Origin of the sequence: Vibrio hepatarius, from assembly GCF_018860525.1 — a bacterium.
Lineage (GTDB): Bacteria > Pseudomonadota > Gammaproteobacteria > Enterobacterales > Vibrionaceae > Vibrio > Vibrio hepatarius_B.
On record NZ_JAHKPM010000061.1, the window covers coordinates 54,426 to 69,395 of the forward strand.

Here is a 14,970-nt window from a genome sequence, read left to right on the forward strand (position 1 = left end):
CAAAAGAGAGCCTAAGCTCCCTTTACGACTGAGATTGATTCAGGTTTTAGAACTTGTAGTCAAGGCCTGCAAATATTGTTTTCATATCAAAATCAACATTATCGAATTTAGCCGTTGTCGTTCTGTAACCAAGGTTAACGCTTAATTCCTTGGTAAAATTGTAGCCTAGTTCAGCGCCCATGATAACAGAATCTCCAGAAGCTGAAGAGCCATAAGTTCCAGAATTCATAGAATCATTATTGCCGTTAACAAAACCAATCCCGAATATACCACCCAGATATACAGCAGTATCTGCAATATAATATTTAGGTTTTAAGTTCAAATTTAATGCGGTAAACTCTAATTTTTGCACTGGATATTGAATCGACCCATCAAGCACGACATCGAATGAGCCGTAATACGCATACTCTAACTCGACGCCTAAATAAAGATATTCAACTAAATTAAAGTCGTACCCCACCGCAGCTGCAAGGCTAGTTGAAGATACATCTGAAACGGAATTAGATGAAACTGCCCCCTCTGTCCAGTTTTTTGCTGATAACTCGGTATCAATCACATCAAGGCCAATATACCAACCATCACTTACATATTCTGAGCCAACTGCTTGAAACGAAGCCGCTGCGACTAATGCGGCTAAGACTGCTTTTTTCATTTTTATAACCTATTATTTGATTCATTACACAAAAAACCGATGAATAATAGAGTGATATTAAGAATAAAAAAACAACTGACAATGTGCACATTGATTTATATCACATTAAGCGTTATCAATTGAGTGAATAATAAGCAAATTAGTGTTAGAGAACATGATATCCAATTGAATATATTGAAAGTTCTCTTTTTTAATACACTACTATTACTATAGGAAGCAATGATTTCATTAGGTTATACAGCCAGCAATGCAGATACCTTACCGGTCACAGTGGCAGCAGCTTAAAATCGCCTTTTATCAGGATCGTATCCTGTACGTTTATGTGCTGATCACTACCCTACTGGTGTACCTACTTTCGAGTGTGGTTCTCGATAACCAGTCGTTAAAATTTGATCCTTTCATCTATCTTGATATGCTAATTCAAGTTTGCTATATATCCTTTCTGATCTGGGCAACAGGATTTTATCTATTTCTTGCTTTTAATAGAACGCCTCACCCATTACACCACTTTGTCAAAGCAATCAAAAGTAGTATCAATCCCTCACACAAAGCCTTGAGTTTTATATTCTTAATACTGGCTTTAAACTTTACCTTTTCCAGCTACACCTTTATTAAGCCCCTTATCCCACAGATCAACCCTTTTCAATATGATCGATTATTTCACCAACTCGATCAATGGCTACATTTTGGCTATCTTCCCTGGCAAATTACGCACCACATTTTTAGTAGCGCGATAGCAACCAGCATATTGAACATTCTGTATCATCTATGGTTTTTATTAAAATGGGGGGCGATATTGTTTTTTATCGTCCGACGAGATTTGATTCAGCTAAGAATTCAATTTCTGCTCACTTTCCTTTCTAGCTGGCTATTGATTGGAGGGCTCGGCGCTATTGCTCTATCCGCAGCAGGCCCATGTTACCTACATTTGCTCGACTCAGGTGAGATTTACTACCAACCACTGATGCAAAGACTCATTGAACAGAATCATGAATTAGCCCAACTTGGCTGGTTTCGAGTATGGGTACTTGATGTTCAAGATACGCTATGGCAAATGCATATTAGTCAACAACAGGCCATAGGTGGAGGCATTTCAGCTATGCCGAGCATGCATGTTTCCATCGCAGTGTTAATGGCTCTTGCTGCTTATCGTTATAATAAAAGATTAGGCTTAGTAATGTGGTTATATGCTATTACTATTCAAATAGGCTCTGTACACCTCGCATGGCATTATGCGGTCGACGGTTATTTTAGTGCCATATTTACCGTATGTTTATGGAAAGGAATTGGCTGGATACAAAACCACTTTGGCCAATCCAATAAGGTATAATACCTCACAGTTACACCATTTCATCTTTATTAATGACGATAAGATCGTTAAATTGTCATCATTCTGCTGTAATGTTTTTGCGTTAGGTAAACGATTAATAAGTTGGCAAATAAAGCATGTTTTCTATTTTTAAAACCTTTTTCTGGCTCGGATGGATAAGCTTTGGTGGCCCAGCTGCCCATATAGGCTATTTTCGCCATACTTTTGTTAGCAAACTAAATTGGCTAGATGACAAAGAATACACTCAGCTCGTAGCATTAAGCCAGTTTTTACCTGGACCAGGATCGAGTCAAGTAGGCTTTGCAATAGGATACCAAAGAGGGGGACTATTCGGCGCTATAATGGCGTTTATAGGCTTTACTCTACCCTCTATAATCCTCATGCTAGGCCTTGCTCTGCTTAGCAGCCAGTTGAACCAAAGCCCTTTATTTCAGAGTATTGTGCATGGCTTGAAACTTTTAGCCGTCGTCGTGGTTGCCGATGCCACATGGGGAATGTATAAAAGCTTCTGTAAACAGAGGCTAACGGTGAGTTTATGCTTAGTGACCGCTGCGACGCTACTGATAGTGCCAAGTATTTTCGCGCAAGTGATAGTATTGATTCTTGCTGCGATTATTGGCGCCAAATACTTGCGTTCAAATGAATTAAGCTCAGGTAATAACTTTAAACCGGCTGCTTGGCCTATAGCCACCTTCTGTTTTTTACTCATCGCTCTACCATTGCTGACATCAGACATTCCTCTTTTCAACTTGTTTACTGACTTTTTTCAAGCTGGGAGTTTAGTCTTTGGTGGCGGGCATGTAGTGCTACCGTTACTACAGAGCATAGTTGGGGAACAGATATCTCAGGATGCTTTTCTTACTGGCTACGCCGCCGCGCAAGCTGTGCCTGGACCTATGTTTACTTTTGCAACCTACATTGGCTATCAGCTAATGCCACAATCACCTATTATTGGCGCCTTGGTAGCGACATTAGGTGTTTTTCTGCCCGGATTTCTGCTATTGCTTGGTGTTTTAAAACAGTGGCAATGCCTTGCCAAAACTCCGAAAGTGTCTGGGGCTTTGAATGGAGTTAATGCCGCCGTCGTCGGATTGCTTTTAGCGGCACTCTATCAACCCGTTTTTACTAGTGCCGTAATTAACTCTTCCGACTTAGTATTTGTTCTTATTGGTTTCTATCTGCTCAAAGAATTAAAATTGCCTATCATATGGATAGTCAGTAGCTTTATTTTCATCGGTATACTTAGAGTCTAACAATGAGCCACTTCAGCTACTGGCTGAGTTACTCTCTAGCTGAAATACCTGCCGATGTTTGCTCACGTACCAAGGCCAGTGCTCGCTCTAGGTTTTCATTCGCTACCTTATAGTATGAAGTTTTACTATCAATCGCTTGCTGTAAGTATGGAATGGCTTGATCGGGCTTACCTTGCAATATAAGGAAATAGCCAACATTATTGAGCGCTTCCGGCTTTTCCATGTGTCTTGAAAACACATTAACCGCTCGAGTGATTTCCCCTTTACCTAAATAAATCAAAGCAAGGTTATTGAGTGCTTTTTCATCATTTGGTTTTTTTTTCAATGCCTGCAGAACAAAACGTTGAGCTTTTCTGTATTCGCCGGACATATAAAATGAATAACTAACATTAATTAAGGTCTTTATAGAATCAGGTTTTATACTCAGGGCTTGTTTATAAAAAGCTTGCGCCAGCTTGTGCTCAGAGTCTACATCCGCAATCACTCCTAGACCCATATATGCGTATTCTGGAGAATACTTATCAACCTGCAACTTTACAATTTGCTCTGGTTCTAAGTGATCCTTATAACTAATACTGGTATTAGTGCTCAATCGTAATTGATCTGCGTTAATCGCTCGATAAAAGTAACTCTTACCCAACTCCAAATCGCCCATTTTACTGTATATAGTGCCTAACTGCTCCAACACTTTAATATTGTCTGGGTTCGTCTCAACACCCATTAAAAACGCTTTCTCAGCAAGAGTAAGGTTTCCTCTCGACTGGTGGATACGTCCAATGTTATAAAGTGCACGATCTTTATATTCACCATTCTCAAAAGACATCGAGCGAATATACTCATACAGGGCCAAATCACTATTGCCACTGCTAAGTGCTGCATCACCACGAGATATCGCTTCCTGCTCCGTTTTAGGGGGTTCATCAGAAGATAGAGAATCAATAGGTTTACCGTCGTACAGTGAGGTATCGACGCCTGGTTGATTCGATGAACAAGCAGCCAACAGCACCACAATCAAAGATAACGAGGTAAAATGAAGTCCTTTCATAGCGTGATCCTTAGTTATCCGTTTCCTAAACTCGAAGTAAAAAGCAGCATCGATGGGCCAATAGCGACAATAAAGAAGCATGGCCAAATAAATAGCAATAATGGAAAAATCATCTTAGTGGGTATTTTGGCCGCAATTTCCTCAATTTCTTGATTTCGCTTATCCCGATAATCCTCGGTATACTCTCGTAAAGTCTGAGATAAGCTCCCCCCAATACGCGATGCATGAGCAAGCATAGTGACTAGGCCAGCAATTTCCGTCAGACCAGTACGGTCAATCAAATCATCAAACGCATCTGACATTTCAACCCCAGCATTAATCTTAATACACACCGTATCTAATTCATCAGCAAAGTCCGGATGAGAGATATTAATTTCGTCAGCCACTCGTCTTAAGGCTGCATTAAAACCTAACCCAGACTCAGTACACACCACGAGTAAATCCAAAGCATCCGCAATACCACCACGAATTTTTTTCTGACGCTTATCTACCTGATAATTTAGAATCACATTTGGCGCATACAAGCCAGCACCTACGCCCACTATCATAGCTAAATTTAACATCGACATTTCAGGAAAAAGAAAATACAGCGCGGCAGCTAAAACCAACCCAAGCACCAAGGAGATACCTTTAAATGCATAAAAAACAGTCAGCGCATCGGCATCATGATAACCAGCGTGCATTAGTTTATGCCTGATACTCTCACTTTCTTTTGAGTTTGAACTTTTCATCATAGGCGCTAACGATTCTAATGTATGATCAAACTTACGATTCTTTTTCAATCTATCTGCGCCGTTGGCATTTTTCATTTGCTCCAATTTAGCGCGCACAGGAGATTTAGAACCAACAAAAAGTAGCGATAAGGTAAATACTATTAATATAGTAGCAACTAAGATAACACCAAGTAGCAGGGTTTGTTCATCAATATTATAAGCGGCAAATTGACTAATTACATACTCCATACTAAACCTCAAAATTAATGATGTTACGTATCCACATTGAGCCAATAAATAGGCTGAAAACTCCCCCACTGACTAACGTCATCCCTCTTGGGTCGGTATAAAGAGGCTCTACATAAGCTGGGTTAATAAAACTGAGGAAAACAAATAAGATAAAAGGGGAAAGTACTAATATCCAAGCAGATAAACGACTTTCAGCCGATAAGGTTTTAATTTTTCTTTGTAGTTTAAACCTTGACCTTAGTACTCTTGATACTTTTTCAAGATTCTCAGATAAGTTTCCTCCTGTTTCTTTTTGCAGTATGACCGCACTGGAAAAGGCTAGCATCGAAACCGTTGGTGTTCGCTCTGCCATCTGCATGATGGCCATTCTCATATCGTATCCGTAATTGAGTAGGTTAAAGGTATTTTTAAATTCAACGCCTATTGGATCAGGCATCTCAACGCCAACTTCATTAAAGGCTTGTGTTACAGGTTGTCCAGCTTGAAGCATACGCCGCATAATATCGAGAGCCTCAGGTAACTGCTCTTCAAATGCTGACAGTCGATCTGAAATTTTTTTATTAAGCCAAAAATACAAACAGCTCCATACTCCGATGATCGAACCTAAACCAACATAGAAAGGTTGGCCGATAAGGAGCACGATAAAAAGAGCACAAACAGATAAAATGATAGTCACTAGCAACGTCTGAGATAAATTCCAGTCATACCCAGATAGTTCAATCATCTTTTTCAACGATGATAAGGCCGCCACTTTGACGAGTTTTCTATCGACAGGGGTTAAACTTTTTAGATAATGTTCCTGTAGTAGAGAACGCGCTTCTTCATCTAATCGAGACTGAGATTCCTTTAAACGTTCAGAAAGTTCTTTATGCTTTGCTTTACTCCCCGCAGCCGGAAGAATCAACGCTTGCGAAATAAACACGACCGCAAAGAAAAGCAATATAATAAACAATGTGGAGTCTTGTAACATGCCTAGCCTCCCTATAAAAATGACTCGTTAAATATATCAAATGGTATATGTAGTCCTTTTTTCGCTAGCTGGTCATGGCATTGAGGTACAACTCCTGTAGCTGTAAATCTACCAATAACGTTACCTTCTTCATCCATACCTTTGCGATGAAATCTAAAAATTTCCGACATAGTGATAATCTCTCCCTCCATGCCATTTATCTCACAAATACTGACCATACGACGTTTACCATCTTCCTGGCGTTCCATTTGCACCACCAAATGAATCGCTGATGCTATTTGAGATCTCAAATTTTTGGCCGACATATTCCACCCAGCCATAGCAAACATATTTTCAACCCGAGAAAGTGCATCTCTTGGCGTATTAGCGTGGATAGTTGCCAGAGAACCATCATGACCAGTATTCATTGCTGCCAACATATCTACCGCCTCTGACCCCCTAACTTCACCAAGAACAATACGGTCAGGACGCATACGAAGAGCATTTTTAACCAGATCTCGCTGAGTTATCTCTCCTTTACCTTCTAGGTTAGCAGGCCGCGTTTCTAACCTGACAACATGCGGCTGCTGTAATTGTAACTCGGCTGAATCTTCTATCGTCACAATGCGATCATCTGATGGGATAAAGTTAGAGAAAATATTGAGCGTCGTGGTTTTTCCAGAGCCAGTACCACCTGAAATGAGCACATTCATTGCTCCAGTCACTGCTGCTTCTATAAATTTAGCCATTTCTGGAGAAAGAGAATTAAAGTTGAGGAGATTATCCATATTTAACTTTTCAACAGCAAAACGCCGAATAGAGACCGATGAACCATCGAGGGCTAGTGGTGGAATAATCGCATTTACACGTGAACCATCCGTTAAACGTGCATCTACCATAGGTGAAGCTTCATCAATTCTTCGTCCAACTTGGCTAACAATTCTATCGAGAATATTGCGTAAATGGCGCTCGTCTAGAAAGGTATAAGGAGTAAGCTCTAGCTTACCTCGCCTCTCTACAAACACATGCTTGGGGCCATTAACCAATATGTCAGAGACAGAAGCATCATTAAGCAATGGCTCTAAAGGCCCCAAACCAAAGACCTCGTCTTCAATTTGCTGAATGACATGCTTGCGTCCCTCTGCACCTAGCGCATGAGTTTTATCTTCTGCCATAAGTTGTACGATAGCATCGTGGAGTTCTTTCTTTGCTCTATCCAACTCAAAACTTGCCAAGAGTCCCAAGTCAAGGGTTTCAAGTAGCCTTTGATGATAATAGTGTTTTACTGACAATTCTTGTTCAAGTTGTCTTTTGGCTTCTTCAACGGCATGTTCTTTCGCCTCCGCTTCGATCTTTCTGCGTTCCTGAAGCGTTTCTCTACCTTGATCTTTAGGCTCTTGAACAACGTTGGGGGTAGGTTCATCTTGAGGTTGAGCAATACTCTGCTGATCTTCTATTTCCGCGACTTTTTGTTGTAGATCAGAGCTGATGTTTTTGCGCTTAAAAAGCATATAAAGTCCCTTTTTTTGTCATAATTAAGAAAACAGCTTTTTAAACCACCTTTTTTGCTCTTCTTGATCAGGCAATAATGAAGCTGCCAGTTTTTTCACTGACTTAGCTATCGAGCTATTGTGTTTTGCTTGGATATAAGGGCGCCCCAAATTAGCACTCTCTAATGCTATTTTAAAATCATTTGGCACAGTGTGAACCTGCATATGACCAACCGTATCTTCTACATCTTTCAGCTTAATGGACTGCCTTCTTTCATATCGATTAACAACAACTTGCATATGCTCTTTAGCCACACCAAATTCAAAAGTCAATAATTTCATTATTTGTGTGGTGTTTTTCAGTGCTACGAGGTTTTGTTGGGTGATTAAAAATATCTTTGTCGCGGGAGAAATCACTGATGAGAAAATGCGGTCCAAACCTCGTGACAAATCAATAATGACGTAAGGGTAACGCTCCCTAAGTACCGGAATAAGCTTATTCATATGTTGCGCTTTTTCAAAGTTGTCATGACTATTTTCTCTTTTAAACCCAATAGTATGAAGACCTGAATCATGTTTTGTCACGAAACTACCCAAAGACTCCTCATCCAAATCGGCTACATTAGCGATTGCATCTGCTAAACCATATGTGCCATTAATATTGAGGTAATCTTCGATAACACCAAACTGCATATCGAGATCCAGCAGCAGTACTTCATTAGGATGATGCCTTGCAAGAGTAATAGCGGTATTTAAAGCTATCATTGAAGCCCCAGAACCACCTTTTGTGTTCATAAAAACTAACAGCTCCCCAAGGTGGCGGTTAGCCACTTTTTCATCGGCAACATTTTTTAACAGGGGAGCGAGTTCATCGAGCATTGCCTTGTCAGAAATAAAGTCCGTAGCTCCAATTCTCAGCGCAATTTTTAACGCTCCATTATCGCTCTCATTGCCAAACACGATTAGCGAAGCATCATGACCGGTATCATGGGACTCGGGCGCTTCAAATTGCTGAAGTTCAACAATCTTTTGTGCCCAATTCGGTCCTGTTTCAACAAAAATAAGATCGGGTGGGGCAAAGTGCGCAAGATTACTGGCCACTAGGCCATGAAATGAAATCAACTCAAAACTGATGCTCTGACATTTAGACAATTCTTGGCTAATATGCACCTGAAATGAATCCGACGAATAAAAAACCCAAATTGTCAGGCTGGTTTTTAATCGGATAGGGCACTCTCCATTTGGTGATAGCTTAACAGCCTCTCCCATAAACCCTCTCTTAACAATCCGTACTATTATCGGGATTAGTCGACGTTTCTCGGTGACGACCTAAATTTTCCCGGGGACGCGTTGTTTCAAATTCAGGAACCGCTAACATTCCAGTTAAGCTGACAAAACTGAGTAGCCCCGTAAATTGATATTCAAAATCAACCACTTTTGCTCTTACATATTCAATTGTAGAAAAAACATCATCATCTGTCAGAGTTCCTGTAATAACATTTCCTGAAGCATCCAAATATTCAATGGTTAAATTTGCCGCTGAAAAACCAACTGGAGCATTAGTAGATAGTGATAATGCAGGAATATCATTTCTATCTTCAACTCGGCATACTACTGCCAATCTAGCAGCTACCCGAGTCATATCATTTACCACCTGTAAAGAATATATATACCGCCCCACTTCAATAACAGCAAATATCAGCAACAGTAATGTCGTAGACACTAGAGTAAATTCAATAATACTCAGGCCTTTTTGCCGTTTCATGGCGCAGTCCTCATCATCGCTGAAACATTGAGCGGAACGTTAAAATTAACAGATGAGCTAAAGCCAGAAATAATAGGGGTGTAATTATGATTGATAGTGATTGTGACGTAACCACTGGCATGATTGATGGAAACATGTGATGTGGTTATCCCCGATAATAAAGAAGAAGCACCAGAGCCTGTATGGCCATATACCACCATGTTCTTTATTTCATCGACATCCGCTATTTGGTCATAGCTGGCAGTTCCTGTTACACCGGAAGTCGCATAGCGAACACCACTTTGTGCCATTTTATTAAGCGTCGTGTATTGTATAAATGCATTACCAAATTCGGTGATAGCCATCAAAACCATCATCAACACTGGTACTGCAATCAACATTTCAACTGCTGCAAGCCCCGTTTGTTTACGTTTGATTCTAGTAGAAAACATCACGACTCCTCCCCACTCGGATCTTTATACAAAACGATTGTATAAGGACCATCATCAGATGAGTTTTGACCTGGATTTCCTCCTCCAGCCGAACAGCTCTCAAGATATTCACCCACAATAGGGTCTTTACTTCCATTATTAGTAGGGGCTTGCTGGAGAATAAAAAAACAGCCTAGGCCTGTGACAGTAAAAGAGCTAGTACCACCACTGGCACTCGAACAGTCTACAACCGGTACTGAAATTGTCCTTCGGCCATGTTGACCACCCAATGAAGCTGTGCAATCTGCATCACCGGTACAATCAGGAAGCGCAGCTATATAATCTTCATATCCCCATGGTGTTCCACCAGCGCCACTAGTGTCTGAATAAACAATATTACCATCTTTATCCATGCTCGCTGTGCTAGCTGGCTCTTTTACATAAATATCGGGGGGGAAATCATTGGCAGATAAACCACCGCCACTATAGACACCAAAGCGGGTATTAAGCCCTTGGCCTACTGGACCAACTGAGTTTCCCGGTTTGGTTGTAACCGTATCCCCGATAGCAACACTACCCACATAATCACCAGCTAAAGCTTTGCGAACCGTGCTAGAACCAGAACCAAAATCAAGCAATTGAAAATTGCCGCTGCCCATAGAGCTTAACTTCTGATCTGCTACTTTCAGTGGGTATAAATTGCCAGGAGTATAACCATTGACGCCAGGCTCACTCCCTTCACATACCGCCATTGGAACTACATTAACATCAATGACTGCGGTACTTGGGCCAGCAACAGCACTCACTCTAAGTTGTTTATTAACGCCGAATAAATGAGCAAAAAAGTTATCTAGTGGGTAAGAACTAATCGTCACTCGAACAAAAGTATCGAGACTAGAATTGTAGCCAGCTTGTGGAAAAATGCTTGGGTCATTGGAGTATTCAACTGACACACTAGCAGATGAAAAGTCCATTTCATCATTGCCCGTTGCTCCTGCCATATTAGTCAAAGTACTGTTAACGGCACCAGTTGCATCCGTGTTGCTTCCCTGACCATCCAAAACCACAGCTGCAGCTAACGCTGCGGCATCGACACTGTTCTGCAACCGTGTTTTATTAAGAACGGCATGACTAACATCAATTGATAAAGCCGCAATACCTATCAATGAAAGCATCGCAGCTGTGACCATTACTAGCACTAAGCCTTTCTGTCGATTTAGCATTCTCCGACATCGCCTTGGTCTGGTCATAATATTATCCTTAAGAGCGGTTAATTTTGCCCCTCTGTAACAAATTGACTATCGGTGCCTTCTAAGTCTGTATCCTGTTTTCCGGTATAGACTTGGTTTACACCTTCCATCCTTTCACCACTACCTGTAGGAATTATCGCCATGTTATCTCTGGTCGCATTTAAGTTATAAGTTTGTTCAGCCCTTAATTTAACGACATGACCACCCAAGTCTTCTGCATGATTAACACAACCACCAAGCAATATAGAAAAGCAGAAAGTACTTAGAGTTAACTGTTTCATTTTCATCATTGCTGCCTCTATAAGCTGTGTCCAAAAGTACCTTCGGTTCCACCTTTTGAGTGATCCATAATGCCTGCTTCATCTATGTAACCTTTCTGATTACGGCTATTTGGCGCAATGTAAGCACCTCGCCCCAGTAAGTAATATTCAAAATCACTTGGCTCGATAAATGAGTCGGTAGGAAGGGACACTTTATTTCTGTCAACAGGCCTTGCTAGCCTTGGTGTAACCAAAATCACCAATTCAGTTTCCCCCGAAATATACGCTTGACTGTTAAACATCTGACCAAGAATCGGTATATCACTAAACCCGGGCATCTCAGAAACGAGATCCCTGACGTTTTCACTAATAAGCCCCGCAATACCAATAGTTTGACCGTCAGCCAGTTCCAAAGTCGAGGAGGCGCTTCGCCTCGTTATTGGCGGTATATTGTAAGTAGAGTTCGTTTGGCTAAGTGACAAGGTTAGCGATGAAGTATTGGCAATTTCACTAACATCAATCGCTAAGTTAAGGTTAATTTTCTTGTCACTCAAAACTGTGGGAACAAATTTCAATCCTACACCGTACTCTTTATATTCAATTGTGATGCCATCATCATCCGGAACTGGAATCGGGAATTCTCCACCAGACAAAAACTCGGCTTCTGCCCCACTGAGAGCTGTTAGGTTAGGTTCAGCTAATACTTTCGCTGTACCATTTTGCTTAGCGATATCCAGAGCAAAAGAAAATAAAGTATTGCTGTCAATAAATGAACCAAGCAATCCAGTGCTAGTACTATCGATTGCTGGTGCGGTAAACACTGGAGAAACTGAGGTTAATGTCGTCGGCAAAGATGCTCCTGCCGATGTGCCTCCCCATGAAATATCACCACTTTGTTGGAAGAAGTGAAAATTTGCATCAAACTTTCTGACTAAACTTCTTTGGACCTCTGCGACCGTGACTTCCAACATCACTTGCTGCGCCCCTCCAATACTCATAAGGTTAATAACGCCAGTCTTATCTGTCTGTTCACTCAAAGAAGTCATCTCTTTATCCGCTTTTTCACCTCCCGCATAGGTCTCAGCGACTCTCAAAGCAATATTCATCGCTGATTGACTACTAATTATTCCACTTAATATCAAACGATTTTGTGCACTATGAACGTTAACCTCTTCATCAGGTAAAAATTCATACAGCTTTGCTTTTAGACTGTTAAGATCATGAGTAACTTCAATATTTATCGACTCAATCAAACGGCCACGGCTATCCCAAGCCATAAGATTTGTCGAACCAAGTTTTTTACCAATCAGAAAAACTTCATCAGATTTCAGCATCACAATATCCAAAACTTCAGGATCTCCAAGTGATACACGCTTGGCTTTTCCCGCTAAAGTGACATGCGTAGATTTATGGTGAGGAACCAACACTGCTTTTCCTGACTGAGAAGCGGCATAGGAAACCTCAACCTGGAAAAATAATAATGAAATAATGGTGATTAAAATTCGCATACTTGACCTCAATCCTTGACCCTGATTTTGCGAGATTCGGTGCCCTTAATAACCGTAACACTTGGGGCAACATATCGTTTGACGACTTTTTCTTCTTCATGAGGATTGCGCAAAGCAAGCTGAATCTCACCTTTACTCTGAGCAGATAACAGTTTTTCAGCCTCTCTTGGCGACACTTCTAATGTCACCGCACGAACTATAATAGGTTTGTTTTCTTTTGTTCTGGCTGTCTGGTCTACTGCTAACACTTTAATTTCTTTAAGAACGGTTACTGTATTAGCAGAAGTAGAGCTGTACTTAATCGTGTTCAGTACATCAACTTTGTTCCCAGGTAAAAGGAAACCAGCTACACCAATAACATCATTAACCCTAATGGTTATAGCTCGTTTATTTTCTGGTATTAGAGAAGCAAGTGTTGAACCTTCCCCTGTAATAGTTAAGCGATGTAAAGTGAGAATCTCTCCTGGGTAGATATTAGTTGCTGCAACCTCACCGACTAACTCCTCTGTAGTAGTAAACTGAAATTCATCACGCCAATCCTTTTCCAATAGCTTGCTACTGACGTGTTGCGCTTCAATTACCGTACCTGCCAAAATCTCCTGCGTTGCTATCATCACGGGCTCTCTCTCAACAACCTCAACCTCAGTCTGAGGCTGCAATTGCCTATCCATCCACTGCTTAGCAAAAAAGACTGCACCTAAACCGAATGCGATAGATAATAAGAATAGTAACACCACTTGATTTCGACTCATCGAGCACCTCCTCCCTTACCATCCGCTGTGAAATACACTTCCCATGCTCGTTTTATGACTTCTTTAGAGATCACTGGCTCCTCTTGCTCAAAAGTAATGATATCTCGGCTAATACCAACAATATCTTTTGGTAAGCACGGATAAAAACCCACGCCATACTGACGATGTAAGTCAAGTACGGTTTCAAAACATCTATCATCAAGAGACAATTTTTTAGAATTTGAGATACCCTTCCATAATTCTCGGTACTCTCCTTCTTCTAAGGGTCCAAACTGAATTTTGTAACCTAAGCGACGCAAAAAAGCAGGATCGCTGATCTTTTCTGGATCTAAATTCGTTGAAAAGGCGAGAGTAAGAATGAAGGGAATGCTGATCTGCTGACCATTGGGCAAATTCAAGTAATCATAAAAGTACTCCATAGGTACTATCCAACGGTTTAAAAGGGTGTCTACTGGCATTGGCTGACGACCTAAATCGTCGATAATAAAAATGCCATTGTTTGCCATCATTTGGAGAGGTGCCATCCACACCTTGTTGTGTTCGCTGTGATTTACTTCCAACATATCCATAGTTAGCTCACCACCGACCTGGATGCTTGGGCGCTCACACAAAGCCCAGCGGCGGTCAAAATGTTCTTTAAAAGTAATGGATTGAACATCTTCCTTGTGCACTCGTTTATGGTGCTGAGGAGAAAAAACTTTGATGATATTACCCGCAGCAAAAACTGCATATGGAATATAGACGGAGGTATTCAAGGAGTTGAGTATTTTGGTGGCAACAAAAGTTTTACCTGAACCGGCACTACCATATAACAATAATGCTCTACCTGAGTTAATAGCAGGGCCCAATACTCCAATCATTCGATGGGCACCTAACACATCGGAAAGGGCATATTCAACATCAGCACGGTTAACCATTTGCGCCCGCACATCTTGGGCTTTAACCATCTCACTGTATGCAGATAAAGAAACGGGGACAGGACCAAGATAGGCATCTTTTACAAAAGCGGTATCGGCTTCCTGCATGCCCGCTTCTGATAAACCATAACGAACATGACCAGAAGCTTGAGCAGAAAAAGAGTTAGCTGAAGCTTGAAAAACTTCTGCAAACGATTTGGCACGCAGACCAACAAGAATATCTTCAATAAGATGGCTATTCACAGCTAACAGTTTAGTGAGTTGTAGGATATCAGATTTCGGGTAAGCCGCTAGATGTTTTATGACGAGGTTTTCAACCACGGCTTTAGGTACACCCAAGTCATCGAACGTGGTTGGCACAGAAGGTTCAGGTGCTTGAGGGCTAAGCTCTGTACGATGCCGCACTTGTGAATTGACCTGAACCATG

General features: G+C 41.1%; 15 protein-coding genes. 2 read left to right on the forward strand and 13 right to left on the reverse strand.

What is annotated here, in order from left to right; translation table 11 throughout:
• Positions 1-46: 46 nt before the first annotated feature.
• The gene (locus KO511_RS17835) at positions 47-652 is read right to left on the reverse strand and encodes an outer membrane protein (protein ID WP_215988756.1); all 606 of its coding nucleotides are present in this window, start codon (positions 650-652) and stop codon (positions 47-49) included.
• Positions 653-899: 247 nt separating this feature from the next.
• Here KO511_RS17835 and KO511_RS17840 point away from each other — a divergent pair, with 247 nt between their 5' ends.
• Both KO511_RS17840 and chrA read left to right on the forward strand, forming a co-directional pair.
• Positions 900-1,982, forward strand: coding sequence for a phosphatase PAP2 family protein (locus KO511_RS17840; RefSeq protein WP_215988757.1), 1,083 nt, complete (start codon positions 900-902; stop codon positions 1,980-1,982).
• A gap of 116 nt (positions 1,983-2,098) precedes the next feature.
• Positions 2,099-3,235, forward strand: a complete 1,137-nt coding sequence (gene chrA, locus KO511_RS17845; protein WP_215988758.1) for a chromate efflux transporter — start codon at positions 2,099-2,101, stop codon at positions 3,233-3,235.
• 28 nt (positions 3,236-3,263) lie between these two features.
• Here the strand turns inward: chrA and KO511_RS17850 are convergent, their stop codons facing one another.
• Genes KO511_RS17850 through KO511_RS17905 form a run of 12 tightly spaced genes read right to left on the reverse strand, consistent with a single transcriptional unit; the run spans position 3,264 to position 14,969 of the window.
• Positions 3,264-4,280 carry a tetratricopeptide repeat protein gene (locus tag KO511_RS17850; RefSeq protein ID WP_215988759.1) on the reverse strand — a complete coding sequence of 339 codons (1,017 nt, stop codon included), beginning with the start codon at positions 4,278-4,280 and terminating at the stop codon, positions 3,264-3,266.
• A gap of 14 nt (positions 4,281-4,294) precedes the next feature.
• Positions 4,295-5,242: a type II secretion system F family protein gene (locus tag KO511_RS17855; protein WP_215988760.1), complete on the reverse strand. Its 948-nt coding sequence runs from the start codon at positions 5,240-5,242 to the stop codon at positions 4,295-4,297.
• 1 nt (position 5,243) lies between these two features.
• Positions 5,244-6,212: a type II secretion system F family protein gene (locus KO511_RS17860; protein ID WP_215988761.1), complete on the reverse strand. Its 969-nt coding sequence runs from the start codon at positions 6,210-6,212 to the stop codon at positions 5,244-5,246.
• Positions 6,213-6,223: 11 nt separating this feature from the next.
• The gene (locus tag KO511_RS17865) at positions 6,224-7,702 is read right to left on the reverse strand and encodes an ATPase, T2SS/T4P/T4SS family (protein ID WP_215988762.1); all 1,479 of its coding nucleotides are present in this window, start codon (positions 7,700-7,702) and stop codon (positions 6,224-6,226) included.
• A 24-nt stretch (positions 7,703-7,726) separates the two neighbouring features.
• Positions 7,727-8,950: an AAA family ATPase gene (locus tag KO511_RS17870; RefSeq protein ID WP_215988763.1), complete on the reverse strand. Its 1,224-nt coding sequence runs from the start codon at positions 8,948-8,950 to the stop codon at positions 7,727-7,729.
• 10 nt (positions 8,951-8,960) lie between these two features.
• The gene (locus KO511_RS17875; protein ID WP_125322614.1) at positions 8,961-9,446 is read right to left on the reverse strand and encodes a TadE family protein; all 486 of its coding nucleotides are present in this window, start codon (positions 9,444-9,446) and stop codon (positions 8,961-8,963) included.
• Entirely contained in the window at positions 9,443-9,877 is a 435-nt protein-coding gene (locus KO511_RS17880; RefSeq protein WP_215988764.1) for a TadE/TadG family type IV pilus assembly protein, read from the reverse strand. The genes KO511_RS17875 and KO511_RS17880 overlap by 4 nt, the downstream gene beginning before the upstream one ends.
• Positions 9,877-11,106, reverse strand: coding sequence for a pilus assembly protein TadG-related protein (locus KO511_RS17885; RefSeq protein ID WP_252724434.1), 1,230 nt, complete (start codon positions 11,104-11,106; stop codon positions 9,877-9,879). The genes KO511_RS17880 and KO511_RS17885 overlap by 1 nt, the downstream gene beginning before the upstream one ends.
• A 20-nt stretch (positions 11,107-11,126) precedes the next feature.
• Positions 11,127-11,393, reverse strand: a complete 267-nt coding sequence (locus tag KO511_RS17890; RefSeq protein ID WP_436840230.1) for a hypothetical protein — start codon at positions 11,391-11,393, stop codon at positions 11,127-11,129.
• 11 nt (positions 11,394-11,404) lie between these two features.
• Positions 11,405-12,874: a type II and III secretion system protein family protein gene (locus tag KO511_RS17895; RefSeq protein ID WP_215988766.1), complete on the reverse strand. Its 1,470-nt coding sequence runs from the start codon at positions 12,872-12,874 to the stop codon at positions 11,405-11,407.
• An 8-nt stretch (positions 12,875-12,882) separates the two neighbouring features.
• A complete protein-coding gene (gene cpaB, locus KO511_RS17900) occupies positions 12,883-13,626 on the reverse strand; it encodes a Flp pilus assembly protein CpaB (protein ID WP_215988767.1) in 744 nt (247 codons plus the stop codon).
• Complete coding sequence (locus tag KO511_RS17905; protein WP_215988768.1) at positions 13,623-14,969, reverse strand: AAA family ATPase; 1,347 nt, start codon at positions 14,967-14,969, stop codon at positions 13,623-13,625. Before KO511_RS17905 ends, cpaB begins: the two co-directional genes overlap by 4 nt.
• Position 14,970: the final 1 nt, after the last annotated feature.